The 15,810-nt window shown below is 64.3% G+C and carries 7 protein-coding genes; 6 read left to right on the top strand and 1 reads right to left on the bottom strand.

The annotated features are described in order from the left end of the window. The first annotated feature begins 166 nt into the window (after positions 1-166). From GKC70_RS12420 to GKC70_RS12395, 6 genes are all read left to right on the top strand, one after another. Positions 167-1,438 (top strand): MdtA/MuxA family multidrug efflux RND transporter periplasmic adaptor subunit, encoded by a 1,272-nt coding sequence (locus tag GKC70_RS12420; RefSeq protein ID WP_342648811.1) that lies wholly within the window; start codon positions 167-169, stop codon positions 1,436-1,438. Further along, positions 1,435-4,530, top strand: coding sequence for an MdtB/MuxB family multidrug efflux RND transporter permease subunit (locus GKC70_RS12415; RefSeq protein WP_342648810.1), 3,096 nt, complete (start codon positions 1,435-1,437; stop codon positions 4,528-4,530). The genes GKC70_RS12420 and GKC70_RS12415 overlap by 4 nt, the downstream gene beginning before the upstream one ends. A 127-nt stretch (positions 4,531-4,657) precedes the next feature. After that, a complete protein-coding gene (locus GKC70_RS12410; protein ID WP_342648809.1) occupies positions 4,658-7,768 on the top strand; it encodes a multidrug efflux RND transporter permease subunit in 3,111 nt (1,036 codons plus the stop codon). Beyond that, positions 7,765-9,255 (top strand): efflux transporter outer membrane subunit, encoded by a 1,491-nt coding sequence (locus GKC70_RS12405; protein WP_342648808.1) that lies wholly within the window; start codon positions 7,765-7,767, stop codon positions 9,253-9,255. Before GKC70_RS12410 ends, GKC70_RS12405 begins: the two co-directional genes overlap by 4 nt. Positions 9,256-9,346: 91 nt before the next feature. Beyond that, the gene (locus tag GKC70_RS12400) at positions 9,347-14,140 is read left to right on the top strand and encodes an NEL-type E3 ubiquitin ligase domain-containing protein (RefSeq protein ID WP_342648807.1); all 4,794 of its coding nucleotides are present in this window, start codon (positions 9,347-9,349) and stop codon (positions 14,138-14,140) included. 179 nt (positions 14,141-14,319) lie between these two features. After that, positions 14,320-14,874 (top strand): DUF4174 domain-containing protein, encoded by a 555-nt coding sequence (locus GKC70_RS12395; protein WP_029612575.1) that lies wholly within the window; start codon positions 14,320-14,322, stop codon positions 14,872-14,874. Positions 14,875-14,945: 71 nt separating this feature from the next. Here the strand turns inward: GKC70_RS12395 and GKC70_RS12390 are convergent, their stop codons facing one another. Further along, the gene (locus GKC70_RS12390; RefSeq protein WP_342648806.1) at positions 14,946-15,806 is read right to left on the bottom strand and encodes a shikimate dehydrogenase; all 861 of its coding nucleotides are present in this window, start codon (positions 15,804-15,806) and stop codon (positions 14,946-14,948) included. Positions 15,807-15,810: the final 4 nt, after the last annotated feature.

Here is a 15,810-nt window from a genome sequence, read left to right as displayed (position 1 = left end):
GCAATACGGCCCGGACGCCTTTCCGGGCCGTTTTCATTTAAAGTTCATCGTTTTAGCAACGTCAGCCAATGGTAAATCCCTGGTAAAGCTCCTTTGCTAAACCGATGCCAGTGCTTATCGTTCAGCCTCTCCGGCCGCCACTCTCTGAACAAGGTTCGTTCAATCCATGCAAGCTTCCGTTTCCCGCTCCCCTCGTCGCTGGCTGATTGGCCTGCTGATCCTGCTGCTGGTGGCCCTGCTGGCCTGGTGGCTGTGGCCTGCGGCTGCGCCCAAGCACATGGACCCGGCGGTACGCATGGGCAAGGGCGGGCGACCGGGTTTCGGCGCGTCCAGCGATCCGGTGCCCGTGCGCGTGGAGCCGGTCCGCGTTGGTGATTTCCCGCTGTATTACAAGGCCTTGGGCACCGTGACGGCGACCAGCACGGTCAACGTACGCAGCCGCGTCGCTGGCGAGCTGGTGAAGATTCACTTCAAGGAAGGCCAGCAGGTGAAGGCCGGCGACCTGCTCGCCGAGATCGACCCGCGGCCTTATCGCATCGCCCTGCAACAGGCCGAAGGCACCCTGGCGCAGAACCAGGCGCAGCTCAAGAATGCCCAGGTCGATGTGGCCCGCTACAAAGGCCTCTACGCCGAAGACAGCATCGCCAAGCAGACCCTGGACACCGCCGAGGCTCAGGTCGGTCAGTTCCAGGGGCTGGTCAAGACCAACCAGGCGGCGGTCAACGATGCGCGGCTGAACCTGGAGTTCAGCCAGATCCGTGCCCCGATCAGCGGGCGTCTGGGCCTGCGCCAACTGGACCTGGGCAACCTGGTGGCGGCCAACGACACCACGGCGCTGGTGGTGATTACCCAGACCGATCCGATCAACGTCGTCTTCACCCTCCCGGAAACCGAACTGGGTACCGTGCTGGAGCGCTATCGCAGCGGCGCACGGTTGGCCGTCGAAGCCTGGGACCGGGGCGACAGCAAGCTGCAGGCCACCGGCGTGCTCGGCAGCCTCGACAATCAGATCGACACCAGTACCGGCACCCTCAAGTTCAAGGGCCTGTTCGAGAACAAGGACCGGGCCCTGTTCCCCAACCAGTTCGTCAACGTGCGCCTGCTGGCCGACACCCTCAAGCAGGTGGTGCTGGCCCCGGCAGCGGCGATCCAGTTCGGTAACGACGGCACCTTCGCCTATGTGGTCGGCGCCGACGACAAGGTCAATGTGCGCAAGCTCAAGGTCGGTGCCAGCGATGGCATCAACAGCGTGATCCTCGACGGCCTCAAGGATGGCGAGCGCCTGGTCCTGGAAGGCACCGACCGCCTGCGCGAAGGCACCCAGGTCGAGATCGTCGACGACAGTTCACAGGTGCCCGCCACTCCGGGTCAGCACCTGCAAGGCCAGGAAACCAAGGACGCCACCCAGGCCGGTGAGTCGAGCAAGGCGGGCGCATGAACATCTCGCGGCTGTTCATCCTGCGCCCGGTCGCCACCACGCTGACCATGCTGGCCATCGTGCTGGCTGGCCTGATCGCCTACACCCTGCTGCCGGTGGCGGCCTTGCCGCAGGTGGACTATCCCACCATCCGGGTCATGACCCTGTACCCCGGCGCCAGCCCGCAAGTGATGACCAGCGCGGTCACCGCACCGTTGGAACGTCAGTTCGGTCAGATGCCGGGGCTGAGCCAGATGGCCTCGACCAGCTCCGGCGGCGCCTCGGTCCTGACCTTGCGCTTCAACCTGGACATGAACATGGATGTCGCCGAGCAGCAGGTGCAGGCGGCGATCAATGCCGCCAGCAACCTGCTGCCCAGCGACTTGCCGGCGCCGCCGGTGTACAACAAGGTCAATCCGGCCGACACGCCGGTGCTGACGCTGGCCATCAGCTCGCGCACGCTGCCCTTGCCCAAACTCAACGACCTGGTCGATACCCGGGTGGCGCAGAAGATCGCGCAAATCAGCGGCGTCGGCATGGTCAGCATCGCCGGTGGCCAGCGCCAGGCGGTGCGCATCAAGGTCAATGTCGATGCCTTGGCGGCCAACGGCCTGAGCCTGGACGACGTGCGTACGCTGGTGGGCGCCTCCAACGTCAATCAGCCCAAGGGCAACTTCGACGGGCCGACGCGGGTGTCGATGCTCGACGCCAACGACCAACTGCGCTCCCCAGAGGAATACGCCAACCTCATTCTCAAGTACAGCAACGGCGCGCCGCTGCGTTTGAAGGACGTCGCCGAGATCGTCGATGGCGCGGAAAACGAACGCCTGGCCGCCTGGGCCAATGAAAACCACGCCGTGCTGCTGAACATCCAGCGTCAGCCTGGGGCCAACGTCATCGATGTGGTCGACCGCATCAAGACGATGTTGCCGTCGATCACCGATAACCTCCCGGCGGGCCTGGACGTCAGTGTGCTCACCGATCGCACCCAGACCATCCGCGCCGCCGTACGCGACGTCCAGCATGAACTGCTGTTCGCCATTGCCCTGGTGGTGATGGTCACCTTCCTGTTCCTGCGCCGCTTCAGCGCCACGATCATTCCTTCCATCGCCGTGCCGCTGTCGCTGGTTGGCACCTTCGGTGTGATGTATCTGGCCGGCTTCTCCATTAACAACCTCACGCTGATGGCCCTGACCATCGCGACAGGATTCGTGGTGGACGATGCCATCGTCATGTTGGAGAACATCTCGCGCCATATCGAGGAAGGCGAAACGCCGCTGCAGGCCGCGCTCAAGGGCGCGCGGCAGATCGGTTTCACGTTGATTTCGCTGACGTTCTCGTTGATCGCGGTGCTGATCCCCTTGCTGTTCATGGCCGATGTGGTCGGCCGGTTGTTCCGTGAGTTCGCCATTACCCTGGCGGTGGCGATCCTGATCTCGCTGGTAGTGTCGCTCACCCTGACACCGATGATGTGCGCACGGCTGCTCAAGCGCGAGCCCCGGGAAGAGGAACAGGGCCGTTTCTACCGCGCCAGCGGTGCCTGGATCGACTGGTTGATCGAGCGCTACAGCCATGGCCTGCGCTGGGTACTGCGGCATCAACCGCTGACGCTGCTGGTCGCGCTGGCCTCGTTGGCGCTCACCGTCGTGCTCTACGTCATCGTGCCCAAGGGCTTTTTCCCGGTGCAGGACACCGGCGTCATCCAGGGCATTTCCGAGGCGCCGCAGTCGATCTCATTCGCCGCCATGAGCGAACGTCAGCAGGCGCTGAGCCAAGTGATTCTGGAGGATCCGGCGGTGCAGAGCTTGTCGTCCTATATCGGTGTGGACGGCGACAACGCCACCCTCAACAGCGGTCGCCTGCTGATCAACCTCAAGCCCCATGCCGAGCGCGACGTCACCGCCAGCCAGGTGATCGCCCGGCTGCAGCCGCAACTCGAGCGCCTGGTCGGCATCCGCCTGTTCATGCAGCCGGTGCAGGACCTGAGCATCGAGGACCGCGTGAGCCGCACCCAGTACCAGTTCAGCCTGTCGTCGCCCGATCCGGACATGCTCGCCGAATGGAGCGGCAAGTTGGTGCACGCGCTGCAGCAGCGCTCCGAGCTGACCGACGTGGCCAGCGACCTGCAGGACAAGGGGCTGCAGGTGTACCTGGCGATCGACCGTGACATGGCCAGCCGCCTGGGCATCAGCGTGGCGCAGATCACCAACGCGTTGTACGACGCCTTCGGTCAGCGACAGATTTCCACCATCTACACCCAGGCCAGCCAGTACCGCGTGGTGCTGCAGGCCCAGGCGGCCGCCAACATCGGTCCGCAGATGCTCGAATCGATCCACGTCAAGGCCGCCGATGGCGGACAGGTACGCCTGTCGGCGCTGGCCCGGATCGAGCAGCGCCAAGCGCAGTTGGCAATTTCCCACATCGGCCAATTCCCGGCGGTGATGATGTCCTTCAACCTCGGCCAGGGCGTTTCGCTGGGCGAAGCAGTGCAGGTGATCGAACAGGTGCAGCACGACATCGGCGTGCCGCTGGGGGTGCAGACCCGCTTCCAGGGCGCCGCCGAAGCTTTCCAGGCCTCGCTTACGAGCACCTTGCTGCTGATTCTCGCCGCCGTCGTGACCATGTACATCGTGCTCGGCGTGCTTTATGAGAGCTACGTTCATCCCGTGACCATTCTGTCGACGCTGCCTTCGGCGGCGGTCGGGGCGTTGCTGGCGTTGCTCATCAGCGGCAATGACCTGGGCATGATCGCGATCATCGGCATCATCCTGTTGATCGGCATCGTCAAGAAGAACGCGATCATGATGATCGACTTCGCCCTGGAGGCCGAACGTCACCAAGGCATGAGCCCGCAGGAGGCGATCTACCAGGCCGCGTTGCTGCGCTTCCGGCCGATCCTGATGACCACCTTGGCCGCGCTGTTCGGTGCCTTGCCGCTGATGCTGGCCACGGGCTCCGGCGCTGAGCTGCGCCAGCCCCTGGGCCTGGTGATGGTCGGTGGATTGCTGGTGAGCCAAGTGCTGACCCTGTTCACCACTCCGGTCATCTACCTGTACTTCGACCGCCTCTCGCTCCGCTGGCGGCGCAGCCCCGCGCTGGAGACTCAGGTATGAGTGGCAAGCGCGAAGCGGCGAGCGGCGAGCTGATTGCGAAGCGCTCGGGCACGACACGCGCAGACGCCGCGGCTTGCCGCTTGCCGCTTGAGGCGTACAGTTCGCCGCGACCGGTAGGGAGCGCTCGATGAACCTGTCCGGCCCGTTCATTCGTCGGCCCGTGGCGACCATGCTGCTGAGCCTGGCGATCATGCTGCTTGGCGGCGTGAGTTTCGGTCTGCTGCCGGTTTCGCCGCTGCCGCAGATGGACTTCCCAGTCATCGTGGTGCAGGCCAGCCTGCCGGGGGCCAGCCCGGAGGTCATGGCCTCGACCGTGGCCACGCCGCTGGAACGCAAGCTGGGCAGCATTGCCGGGGTCAACGTGCTGACCAGCAATTCCAGCCAAGGCTCCACGCGAGTGATCATCGGCTTCGAGCTGGGCCGCGACATCGATGGCGCCGCGCGCGAGGTCCAGGCCGCGATCAATGCCACGCGCAACCTGTTGCCCAGCGGCATGCGCAGCATGCCGACCTACAAGAAGGTCAATCCGTCGCAGGCGCCGATCATGGTGCTGTCGCTGACCTCCGATGTTCTGTCCAAAGGCCAGCTGTACGACCTGGCGGACACCATCCTGTCCCAGAGCCTGTCGCAGGTCACCGGGGTGGGCGAGGTGCAGATCGGCGGTAGCTCGTTGCCGGCGGTGCGCATCGAGCTGGAACCGCAACTGCTCAACCAGTACGGGCTGTCCCTGGACGAAGTACGCACCGCGGTGGCCAATGCCAACCAGCGCCGCCCCATGGGTTTCGTCGAGGATGACCAGCGCAACTGGCAGGTGCGTGCCAACGACCAACTGGAAAAGGCCGATGACTACAAACCCCTGGTGATCCGCCAGCAGAACGGTGCGATCCTGCGCCTGGGGGATGTGGCCAAGGTCGGCGATGGTGTCGAGAACCGCTACAACAGTGGTTTCTTCAACAACGATGCGGCGGTGCTGCTGGTCATCAACCGCCAGGCCAACGCCAACATCATCGAGACCGTGCAGCAGATCAAGGACCAGCTCCCGGCCTTGCAGTCGCTGCTGCCGGCCAGCGTCAAGCTCAACGTGGCCATGGACCGCTCGCCGGTGATCAAGGCGACGCTCAAGGAAGCCGAACATACCCTGCTGATCGCCGTGGTGCTGGTGATCCTGGTGGTCTACCTGTTCCTGGGCAACTTGCGCGCCTCGTTGATTCCCAGCCTCGCGGTGCCGGTGTCGTTGGTGGGTACGTTCGCGGTCATGTACCTGTGCGGCTTCTCGCTCAACAACCTGTCGCTGATGGCGCTGATCCTCGCCACCGGACTGGTGGTGGACGACGCCATCGTGGTGCTGGAGAACATCTCACGGCATATCGAGAACGGCGAGAAGCCCATGCGTGCGGCATTTCTCGGCGCCAAGGAGGTCGGTTTCACGCTGCTGTCGATGAACGTTTCGCTGGTGGCGGTGTTCGTTTCCATCCTGTTCATGGGTGGCATCGTGCGCGGGTTGTTCCAGGAGTTCTCGATCACCTTGGCCGCCGCGATCCTCGTTTCGCTGCTAGTGTCGCTGACCCTCACGCCCATGCTGTGCTCGCGCTGGCTCAAGCCTCACACCGCGCGCCAGCAGACACGCCTGCAGCGCTGGAGCGACCGTCAGCACCAGCGCATGGTCGCTGGTTATGACCGCAGCCTGGGCTGGGCCTTGCGCCATCGGCGCCTCACGTTGCTCAGCCTGCTGGCGACCATCGTGCTCAACGTTGCCCTTTATGTGATCGTGCCCAAGACCCTGATGCCGCAGCAGGACACCGGTCAGTTGCAGGGCTTTGTGCGCGGCGACGATGGCCTGTCGTTCAGCGTCATGCAGCCGAAAATGGAAACCTATCGACGCGCGCTGCTGGCCGACCCGGCCGTGCAGAGCGTGGCCGGCTTCATCGGCGGCAACAGCGGCACCAACAACGCCTTCGTGCTGGTGCGCCTCAAGCCCATCGGCGAGCGCAAGGAAAACGCCCAGAAAGTCATCGACCGGCTGCGCAAGGAGCTGCCGAAAGTGCCGGGCGGGCGGCTGTACCTGATGGCCGACCAAGACCTGCAACTGGGCGGCGGCGGGCGTGACCAGAGCTCCTCGCAGTACCTCTACACCCTGCAGAGTGGCGACCTGGCAGCCCTGCGTGAGTGGTTCCCGAAAGTAGCGGCGGCGTTTCGCAAGCTGCCGCAGCTCACCGCCATCGATGCGCGTGACGGTGCCGGCACCCAGCAGGTGACGCTGGTGGTCGACCGCGACCAGGCCAAGCGCCTGGGCATCGACATGGACATGATCACTGCGGTGCTGAACAACGCTTACAGCCAGCGGCAGATCTCCACCATCTACGACAGCCTCAACCAGTACCAGGTGGTGATGGAGATCAACCCGCGCTATGCCTGGGACCCGAGCACACTGGAACAGGTGCAGGTGATCACCGCCGACGGCGCGCGGGTGCCGCTGTCGACCATCGCCCACTACGAAAACAGCTTGGCCAACGATCGGGTCAGCCATGAAGACCAGTTCGCCTCAGAGGACATCTCCTTCGATGTCGCCGAAGGCTATAGCGTCGATCAGGCGCTGGCGGCGGTGGAGCGCGAGGTGGCCAAGCTCGGGCTGCCCGAATCGGTGATCGCCAAGCTTGGCGGCGACGCCGATGCCTTCGCCAAGACCGCCCAAGGCCAGCCATTCATGATCCTCGGCGCCTTGGTGCTGGTGTATCTGGTGCTGGGCATCCTTTACGAGAGCTACATCCATCCGCTGACCATTCTCTCGACCCTGCCGTCGGCCGGGGTGGGCGCGTTGCTCACGTTGTACCTCACCGGCGGGGAGTTCAGCCTGATTTCGTTGCTCGGCTTGTTCCTGCTGATCGGGGTGGTGAAGAAGAACGCCATTCTGATGATCGACCTGGCGCTGCAACTGGAGCGCCACGAAGGCCTGACGCCTGAAGAGTCCATCCGCCGCGCCTGCCTGCTACGGCTGCGACCGATTCTGATGACCACGCTGGCCGCCATGCTGGGCGCGTTGCCGCTGCTGCTCAGCCAGGCCGAAGGCGCGGAGATGCGCCAGCCGCTGGGCCTGACCATCATCGGCGGCCTGGTGTTCAGCCAGGTGCTCACCCTCTACACCACTCCCGTCGTCTACCTGTACCTGGACCGCGCGCGCCATCGTTTCAACCGCTGGCGCGGCGTGCGTACCGACGCCGCCCTGGATACTCCGCTATGAATTTTGCCCAGACCCCGCTGCACCGTGCCCTGCAACTGTTGACTCGTGGCCGCGGCTCACGCCTGCTAGGTGCCGGGCTGTGCGTGGCGCTGCTCAGTGCCTGCACGCTCAGCCCCGACTATCACCGTCCCGAGGTCAGCACGCCGGTGCAGTTCAAGCAGGCCGAAGGCTGGACCCAGGCCAAGCCTTCTGACGCCATTGCCCGTGGTGCCTGGTGGGAACTCTACGGCGACCGCCAGCTCGATACCTTGGTCGAGACCCTCAACAGCAGCAATCAGACCGTGGCCCAGTACGAAGCGCAGTACCGTCAGGCCCAGGCCCTGGTACGTAGCAGCCGCGCGTCGCTGTTTCCATCGCTGAACCTCACCACCAGCAAGAACCGTTCGGCCCAAGGGGCGGGGAGTTCGAGTTCGAGTCTGTCGAACAACAGCAGTGGCATTCGCAACACCTACAACGCGCAATTGGGGGTGAGCTGGGAGATCGACCTGTGGGGCAAGCTGCGCGAAACCCTCAATGCCAATGCGTCCAGCGCCCAGGCCAGTCTGGCCGACATGGCGGCAATTCGGCTGAGCCAGCAGTCCGAGCTGGTGCAGAACTATTTGCAGTTGCGTGTGATCGATGAGCAGAAGCGGCTGCTTCAGGCCACGGTGGCCGCGTACGAACGCTCGCTGCGGATGAACCAGAACCAGTACCGCGCCGGCGTCGCCGGGCCCGATGCCGTGGCCCAGGCGCGCACCCAGCTCAAGAGCACCCAGGCCGACCTGATCGACCTGGCCTGGCAACGTGCCCAGTACGAAAACGCCATCGCCGTGCTCATGGGCAAGGCACCGGCCGAATTTTCTCTGGCCGAAACCCGCGACATCCCTGCATTGCCGCAGATTCCGTTGAGCCTGCCGTCGCAGTTGCTCGAGCGTCGTCCGGATATCGCGTCTGCCGAGCGCAAGGTCATGGCCGCCAACTCGAACATCGGCGTGTCGCGCGCCGCGTATTTCCCCGATCTATCGCTGAGCATGAATGGCGGCTATTCCAGCAGCAGCTTCAGCAACTGGATCGAATTGCCCAATCGCTACTGGTCGGTCGGCCCGCAACTGGCGCTGACCCTGTTCGATGCTGGTAAACGCAGCGCCGAGGTCGATCGCACCGTGGCCGTGTATGACCAGACCGTCGCGCAGTATCGCCAGACAGTGCTCGATGGCTTCAAAGAGGTGGAAAACTACCTTGTGCAGTTGAAGGTCTATGCCGATGAGGCTGTGGTACGTCAGGAAGCCCTGGATTCGGCGCGCGAGTCGTTGCGTTTGACCGAGAACCAGTATCGCGCTGGGCTAATCGGCTATCTGGACGTGGTCAACGTGCAGACGACCGCCCTGAGCAATGAGCGCAGCGCCTTGAACCTGCTGCAGGGGAGGCTGGTGGCCAGTGTGCAGTTGATCGCAGCACTGGGCGGTGGCTGGGACGCCGAGCAGGCCTTATCGCCAGTCGAGGACTGAGCGAGTCGACGCATTCTACGTGGCAACTATCTAGCGCCTGAGCGCACCGCCTGCTCCTTAGCCTCAGGGCTTTTCCCAGGAGTATGCCATCGTGACTCACGCTATCCCTCCCTCGGCAGCGCATCAGGACTGGATCATCGGTCGGCGCTTGCCCAATTGGCTGGCGACCGCCAGTCTTGAACAGGTTCAGGCACTTCAGGATGCGTTGAGCTTGAGCCTGTATTTTCATGAGCGGGCCAGAGCGCTGTTGGCTGGACTTCAGGCCCCGGATGCTTACGCCGCGCCCTTGCTGAGCGCAGCGCTCGAGCAGCAGATTGGCAAGTCTGTCGAGCTGGATGCCTTGCGGTTCAGAGTCGGCACCCGCGAACCTGTACTGACTTCGCAACCCATCGGTTACCCAGTGACCAAGGCGGTGTATCGCGAGATATCACTCTTGGAGGCAGCTCTGCGCAACTTCAGCGCCGAACAGGCTGAGGAGGGTGGACAACTGGAAGGCAATCGGCTGCTCCGGCCCGGTGACGAACAGGCTGTACTGCCCACTGCCGCGCAGTTCGCCCAACTGTGCCGCGAGGTGGATGTGGGTGGGCAGTATCAGGCGCATGTGGACCAGGTGCTGCAACCTGACGATCACGCCGACGAGCCGGCAGGCGCAGCGCAGCGCCGGACCTTGTCCCTTCTGGCCCGCGCACACCGCTATGGGATGCTCGCCGATGCTCATGTGGCGCGCCTGAAAGGCCACCTGAGCGAGCAGGAGTTACAACTGGTGGTGCAGGTGTGCAGCTTGACCGTCAAGCCAACCTTCCAAGGTTGTCCGGTTCAGACCAAGGGCCTGCAGTTGCTAGGCACTGCACTGGAGCGCATCGTGGTATTGGATGTACGCGACGAGAGCCTCAGCCCTCTCTATACCTCAAGCCAACGTGTGCTGGTGCATATTCCAGGCGATCCGCACACGCCTTGGAGTGCGTTTCCCACCTTGCGCTACTTCGCCAACGACTTGGGCAAGCGCCTGCGCACTGCCGACTATCAAGCATTTTTCAGTCGCTTCGTTCGCAGGCGGCAGGCCAATGCATTCTTCAATCAGCTGGTCAGTGGCTACGCGGGCGTATCAGATCTGGCCAACATTGCGCTGGAAGAGCACATGCGGCCGTTGCCTGAGCCGTTGTTCGACCAGTTGGCGCAGGCACGCATCGCACAGATCAAGGACGATGCTGCGATGATCGCGGTGCCGGTCAGTGCCGTTGATGAGCAGGTGCAGCGCGAGCACGATCAACGCTTGGCCAGCGAGGGCTGGGCATTGCTGAATTTGGCGGGATTCTTCGTGCCAGTGATCGGCCTGGGGTTGCTGGCGGTGACCGCCTGGGAGCTGCTGGGCGAGGTCTACCACGGCGTCGAGGCCTGGCGCGAAGGCGATACCAGTGAGGCGTTGGATCACCTGCTCAATGTGGCGGGCGATGTCGCTGCATTCGCGGTCACGGCCGCCGGAGTGGGCGTGGTGCGCGGTGCCTGGAGTCGATCACGCTGGGTCGATGAGCTGCTGCCGGCCACCCTGGAGGATGGCAGTACACGCCTGTGGCACGAAGACCTTTCGCCCTGGCGCGACGCACCGCCGTCCGAAGCGCGCTGCGACGAGCAGGGCCTCTGGCGCGACGGCGACCGTACCTGGGTCCAGATCGATGAACATCACTATCCGGTGCGACAGCGCGCCGATCTGCGCTGGCAGCTTTTGCCGCACAACGGTCACGGCCCGCTGCTCGAACACAACGGTGCCGGCGCCTGGCGTTTGTGGTGGGAGCAGCCGTTGGCCTGGGACGATCCGTATCGGCTGTGTCGCCGCCTGGGCGGGGCCTGGGCGCGACTGGATAACCAGCAGTTGGACGAAATCATGCAGATTCACGGCCTGGATGCCGCGCAATTGCGCGCGCTGCATGCCGATGGACGCAAGCCTCCTGCAGTCTGGCAGGACAGCGTCGAGCGCTACGATCTGGACCGCCGCATTCGGGGCACCGTCAGCCAGTTGCGCAGCGGCCAGCCGGCGAGCGACGGTCTGGTGCTTGCCCATGCGCGGCGCTTGCCGGGTGCCGCCGACGTCAGCGATCAAGCCCTGGCCGAGCGGATCTGGGCACAGCGTCGAGAACTGTTCGAGCAATTGTATGAGGCCACGCGGCCCAGTGACGCGCCCGGGGCGCAGATCGTGCGACGGCAGTTCACCTCGCTGCATTCACGGGGCGCAGCCCAGGTGCTGAACGATGCCCGTGCTGCGGATCGCGAACGTTTGTTGCAAGGGGCACGCGTGCCGCTGGCCCTGGCGGAGGCGGCGCGTGAAATGGTGCGACAGATACGTGTCGCTCGGGTGCTGGAGTCGTTGTACCTGGACGCCAGCCAGGACGCGGATCTGGCGCGGGTGGTGTTGCACCTCCTGGGCCGATCGCCTGGGCCGGTCGCTGCTAGCGGATGGCGTCTGTACGAGCATTCATTGTCGGGGCCCACGCTGCTGTCGATCAAACCCGGGGAGGGCGCGGCCAGCTTCGACCTGGTTCATCTCAATGGCAGGTTCCAGTTGGCGCAGGGAGGCCATGCACTCGGCGAGCGGGGCGAGTTGTTCGAAGTCATCGCGCGCACGTTGGATGAATCGCGCTGTACGGCGATGGGACTGAGCGACCCACTGCCGCATAACCTGCGCGTGCGCATGGCCCGACTGGCTGCCAGTCAGCCTGGCGAAATCGAGCAGGCTTTGGCACTGCGCCCACCAGTTGGCGGCTTCCGGCCGCCCCAGCGTCTGGCTGACGGACGCTTGGGCTATCCGCTCAGTGGGCGCGGCGCGAGACGCCAGTCCCGCGCATTGTATGCACGGGTTCGGGCGCTATACCCCAATTTCAGCGACAGCGAAGTGGAGAACTGGCTGATTTCCGTACGCGCACAAGGTCTTGACCATAACCTCGAGCTGCAGCGCCTGGGGGCAGAGCTCGACACGCTGCGCGAACATCTCGCTGCCTGGACCCAGCAAGCGCCGGGGCTGATGGCCCGTGCCGAACGCTCTGGCATGAGGGATGCGCTGATGGCTGCCTGGCGTCGCCAGTCTCCGCGCGTGGCCAATCAGATCGGCGAGCCGATCGGCTATCGCCTGGCCCTCTGGGGACTGCCCATGCGTCGACTACCAGACATCCCGGCGCAGGTGCGCTTCAGTCATGTGGTGTCGCTGAACATGACCAGCATGAGCCTGGAAGAGATCCCTGAATCGTTCATGAACGCTTTCACCGGCTTGCAGTCCCTGGCGCTGAACAACAACGCGTTGAGCCGATTACCGGCCAACATCGAGCACTTGCCTGAGTTGCGTGAGCTGGACCTGTACGGTAACCAGATCGTGCTCGATCCTGAACAGGCCGAGCGTCTGGGTCGTTGTACCCGTTTGCAGCGGCTGAACCTGTCGTTCAATCCGCTGGGGCGGGTGTTCTCGGTGGCTGCCATGCCGCGCCTGATCTCGCTGCAGGTGCGTGCGACGAGCATCAGCGAACTGCCGAGCGGTCTGTTCGACCACCACCTGCTGGAAGAAGTGGACCTGCGCAACAATCTCATTACACGGGTGCCGGACGACTATTACCGAGTCCCGCTGTGGGTTTCGGGTGCCATCCTGCTAGCCGAGAACCCGCTGGAGTCCGGCTCGGCCAACCGGCTGCGCAGTTTCATGAGGGTGAACGGCTGGCTGGAGGAAAGCGATCCTGCCTCGGGGGCCGAGGAGCCTGAGTCGCTCGATCTGGCTCAGGCTTTGGATTATGCCCGCGAGGGGTGGATGCGCAGCATCGCGCCGCGTGAGGCCAGAGGTTTCGGCGAAGCCTGGGACGCCTTGCAGGCCGAGCCGGGCAGTCAGGACTACCTTGCCTTGCTGGCTCGTCTGCGCGAGACCCGCGATTACCGGACCGACCCTACCGGCCTGGGCAGCCGAGTCGCGGCCACCCTGCAGGCTGCCCAGGACCATGCCGAACTGCGTCAGGAGCTGTTCGACCTGTCCAGGGGGCTGGAGGGGTGTGACGACGCGGTGATTGGCCGCTTCAGCGATCTGGAAGTCCATCTGCTGGTGTGGCGAGCACGGTGTGAGGCCGAGCGCGGTGCCGAAGAGTCCGCTCTGCTGTACCTGGGTCGACAGTTGTGGCGGCTGGACGAACTCGATCGCATCATCGCCGAAGACCTGCAGGGTCGGCGCCAGGACGGTGGGCATCCGGATGAAGTCGAGGTAGGACTGGCCTACCGGCTAGGCCTGCGTGACGAGTTCGACCTGCCGGGGCAACCGGCGACCATGAGTTACCGCGAGGTGGCTGGTGTGGGTGCGGATCAGTTGGACGACGCGCGGGCGCGGCTGCATGAGAGCGAGACCGACGAGGCGGTGGCGCAGTCGATGGTCTGGAAGTCCTTCTGGCGCACCCATCTGCTGCGCAGCGATCCAGAAGGCTTCGAGCGGTTGGACCAACGTTTCCACAGCCGCCTGCAAGTGATCGAGGACATGGCCGAGGGCAAAAGCTATGACCAGGTGCTGCTCGATCGCGCCGCACAGATCGACGCCTTGCAGCAACGGGCGCGGGTGTTGGGCGATGAAGCACAGGCGCTGGGCGAGGATTCTGAGGCGCGGGTGCGCAATGCAGCGGCTTTGGCCGAAAACGCCCGCCAGTTGCAAGAGAGCCAGAGTGAATTGGCAGCGATGCAGGACGATTCGGCGTTCGCCGAACAGGTCAGGGCACTGACGGTGTCCGCCGATGACTATGAAAACTGGCTGCGCAGCATTGGTCGGGACCGAGAGGCGGCGTGGGATGCACGCATATTGGCATACACCCGTGCAGCACTCGCCCAGGCCAGGCCCGAACCGCAACCGGGGCCCAGCCACAGGCGTCCCTGATGCCTTGATCGACTATGCTTGCAGATGTGTAGGAAGCTTCTGAGACGTTCGGGGCCGTTTCCGAAATCCCACGTTACCTTTAGTCTAAGCCGGTGCCTGATCCCTTGGTTTAGGCTCTGGCTCGGATCTTTCTCCCTGATCTGTAGTCCCTGGTTAATCGAGAAAACAAGGAGATGCTCATGCTCGTCCGGTCACTGACCCTCGCCACCCTGTTCGCCGTCAGCGGCCCGCTGTTCGCCGCCGACAGCGACGCTCCACTGGCCAAGGAACTGGGCAAGGCACGGCCATTGGTCGTCATCGCGCCCAGCAGCGCCGACCCGACGCTGCGCGGCCTGGAGCAGGCCATCAAGGATCCTGCCACCGAAGCCGGGTTCAAGGAGCGCAATCTGGTGCTGTTCAGCGTGGCCAGCATGATGGGCAAGCGCGAAGACAAGAACCTCGAGCAGCAGACCACCATGGCCTTGATCCGCGAGCTCAAGCTCGGGGCGAGCAAAGGCACCCGGGTGATCCTGATCGGCAAGGATGGCGAGCGTCATGTCCTCAAGGACGACGACACCCCGGAGAAGCTCGACCCGCAAGCGGTGTTCAAGGCAGTCGACGAACTGCCGGCCAGCGAAAAAGCTGTGACTGCGCCTGAACCGGTGGCTGTGGCGCCAGCCGGCAAGCCGGAGAAGCCGAACAAGGGGACCAAACCTGTCAAGCCCGCTGCGGCGCCCAAACCACTGGACGACTGATTGCGCTCGGCGATGTGCAGGTCTGGGCGATGGTGCTCATCTGGCCTTTGCCTTCGACCTGCCTGTGACGCTCAGCCCAGCCGCGCAAAATGCGCCTGCATGCGCGCAGCATCGGCCGGCCGCCCGCTGAACAGCTCGAACGCCTTCACCGCTTGGAATACCGCCATGGTGCCGCCGTCCAAGGTACGGCAGCCCAACGCTCGGGCATGGCGCAGCAATTCGGTTTCCAGCGGGAAGTAGATGATTTCCGCCACCCACAACCGTGCATGCAGCCAATGCACCGGCAGCGGTGTGCCGGGCAGTTTGCTCATGCCCACCGGCGTGGTGTTGACCAGGCCGTCAGTCGCAGCCAGCGCAGCCGCCAGATCATTGCCGAGCAGCGCCCGGCCAGCACCGAAACGCTGTGCGAGGTTTTCTACCAGGGCTTGCCCGCGAGCGGCGTCGACCTCGAACAGGGTCAGTTGCTCCACGCCCTCGGCCAACAGTGCATGCGCCACCGCCGAACCTGCACCGCCCGCACCCAGTTGCACCACCTGGCGGCGCGCCACATCGGGCAAACCACGGCGCAGACCTTCGGCAAAGCCCAGGCAGTCGGTGTTGTGGCCAATGCGCTTGCCGTCTTTGAATACCACGGTGTTCACGGCGCCGATGCCACGCGCTTCTTCTGACAGTTCGTCGAGCAACGGCACGATGGCCTGCTTGAACGGGAAGGTAATGTTCAGGCCGGTGAAGCCGCTGCGCTGCGCGCCGTCCACCAGCGCAGGCAGTGCGCTATCGTCCACGCCGAGTTGATCGGCGTCGATCAGACGATACAGATAACGCAGGGATTGGGCATCGCCTTCGCCTTGGTGCAAGGCTGGCGTGAGGGAGGCTTGGATACCACGACCGACAAGGCCGGCGAGTATACCGTGGGCGGCGAGGGGGGAGGTCATGTCA

Origin of the sequence: Pseudomonas sp. REB1044 (assembly GCF_038813925.1) — a bacterium.
Classification (GTDB): Bacteria; Pseudomonadota; Gammaproteobacteria; order Pseudomonadales; family Pseudomonadaceae; genus Aquipseudomonas; species Aquipseudomonas boreofloridensis.
This window is presented reverse-complemented; position numbering and strand designations above follow the sequence as displayed.